At 53.9% G+C, this 2,439-nt stretch carries 1 protein-coding gene; it reads left to right on the forward strand.

Features of this window, described 5'->3' with window-relative positions; genetic code table 11:
- Window positions 1–2,439 (forward strand): condensation domain-containing protein (locus tag C5470_RS21615; protein ID WP_166291842.1); only part of this gene is annotated, 2,439 nt, incomplete at both ends.

Below are 2,439 nucleotides of genomic sequence, written 5' to 3' on the forward strand. Positions count from 1 at the left end.
GGTTGTTGAATACCTATGGCCCGACTGAAAATACCGTGATTGCCACCTGTAAGGCGATCTTATCGCCGGAGGACGCTGGTTCTATCGGCAGGCCGGTCAAAAATACTGGCATCTACCTGTTGGACAGCAACGGCCAACCGGTGCCATTAGGCAGTACCGGTGAAATCTATATTGGCGGCGTTGGGGTGGCACGGGGTTATCTTAACCAGCCAGAATTGAGTGCAGAGCGTTTCCTTGCTGATCCGTTCAGTGACAACCCGGATGCGCGCATGTACCGAAGCGGGGATGTGGCCCGTTACCTGCCGGATGGCAATCTGGAATTCCTGGGCCGCAATGACCATCAGGTGAAAATTCGTGGTTTCCGGATTGAACCGGGGGAAATTGAGGCCCGGCTGCTGGAATATCCGGCGGTGCAAGAGGCGGTGGTGCTGGCGTTGGGTGAGGGACAGGATAAGCGTCTGGTTGCCTATATGGTAGCGGAAGTAGATGACGGGTTGGTTAACCGTCTGCGTGAACATTTGAGCGCGTTGTTGCCTGATTACATGGTCCCGGCGGCGTTTGTTCCGTTGGATGCTTTCCCGCTGACGCCGAATGGCAAACTGGATCGCCGGGCGTTGCCGGCACCGGGAGATAACGCTTTTGCCCGCCAGGTTTATGAAGCGCCGCAGGGCGAAATGGAAACGGCACTGGCAGCGATTTGGCGTGAGTTGCTGGGGATTGAGCAGATTAGCCGGCATGACAATTTCTTTGCGTTGGGTGGTCATTCATTACTGGTTGTCCGGATGATTGAATATTTGCGGCGTATTGGTCTGGGTGTTTCGGTGCAAATGCTGTTCCGACATCAGACACTTCGTGTTCTGGCTCAGTCTTTGGATCAGCATCGTGAAATTCAGGTACCTGACAACCGGATTACGCCGGATATTACGGTGTTGACGCCAGATCTGCTGCCACTGATTGATCTGACCCAGCCTGACATTGATCTGATTGTCGGGCAAGTGCCGGGCGGGATAGCCAATATTCAGGATATCTATGCGTTATCGCCATTGCAGGATGGGATTTTATTCCATCATCTGCTGGCAGACCAAGGTGATCCGTATCTGTTGATTGGTCAAATGGCCTTTGCTGACCGATCTCTGTTAGAGAGTTATCTGGCAGCGGTTCAATGGTCAGTTGATCGGCACGATATCTTGCGTACGGCTTTTATCTGGCGGGGATTGTCAGTACCGGCGCAGGTGGTTTTGCGTCAGGCAACCTTGTCGGTAACGGAACTGACACTCGACCCGGCTGATGGGCCGGTTAGTGACCAGTTGTTCCAACGCTTTGACCCGCATCGGTATCGTCTCGATTTAAGCCAGGCACCTTTGTTGCGTTTTGTGATTGCGCAGGCAGAAGATGGTCGCTGGATTTTGCTGGAACAGCAGCATCACCTGATAGGTGACCACACCACGCTGGAAGTGATGAACCGTGAAGTGCAGGCGCATCTTACCGGTCAGGAAGGCAATCTGGCTGCGCCGGTTCCTTTTCGCAATCTGGTGGCTCAGGCCCGGCTCGGTGTCAGTCAGGAAGAACACACCCGTTTCTTTACCGGGATGTTAGCTGAGGTCGATGAACCGACACTGCCGTTTGGGTTCACGGAGGTGCATCGCGATGGTTCACCGGTGACGGAGTTTTACCGGATGTTGACAACCGGGCTGAATGATCGTTTGCGTGATCAGGCCCGGCGTTTGGGCGTGAGTCTGGCCGCTTTGTGCCATGTGGCTTGGGCGCAGGTATTGTCACGTGCCAGTGGTCAGGAGAAAGTGGTATTTGGTACCGTGCTGTTTGGGCGTATGCAGGCGGGGGACGGTGCTGACAGCGGCATGGGTTTGTTTATCAATACGTTGCCGCTGCGGTTGGATATGGATAATACGTCGGTACGGGACAGCATACAGATCGCCCATACCCGATTCGCCGGGCTACTGGAACATGAACACGCTTCGTTGGCGCTGGCTCAACGTTGCAGCGGTGTGCAGGGAGAGATCCCACTGTTTAGTAGCTTGCTGAACTATCGACATAATGCCTTGTCGACAACGTCGGATGAACTCATCAGCGGTATTGAATTTCTGGGTGGACAGGAGCGGACTAACTATCCGTTAGCGTTATCGGTGGAGGATTTTGGTGAAGCACTGGGGCTGACGGCTCAGGTGGTACAACCGTTTGAGCCGGAAAGGATATACGGATATATGCAACAAGCGCTGGAGAGTTTGGCAGAAGCACTTGAGCAGGCTCCGGAAACACCGGTACGGGCGCTGGAAATTCTGCCGGAAGCGGAACGTACACTGTTGCTGAAAACCTGGAATGTCACGGAACCCGGGTCTTCTGATGCATTGTGTATCCATCAGCTGTTTGAACAACAAGTGCAGAAAATGCCGGATGTCACAGCATTAGAATATCAAACAC

Origin of the sequence: Photorhabdus stackebrandtii (genome assembly GCF_011189495.1) — a bacterium.
GTDB classification, from domain to species: Bacteria; Pseudomonadota; Gammaproteobacteria; order Enterobacterales; family Enterobacteriaceae; genus Photorhabdus; species Photorhabdus khanii.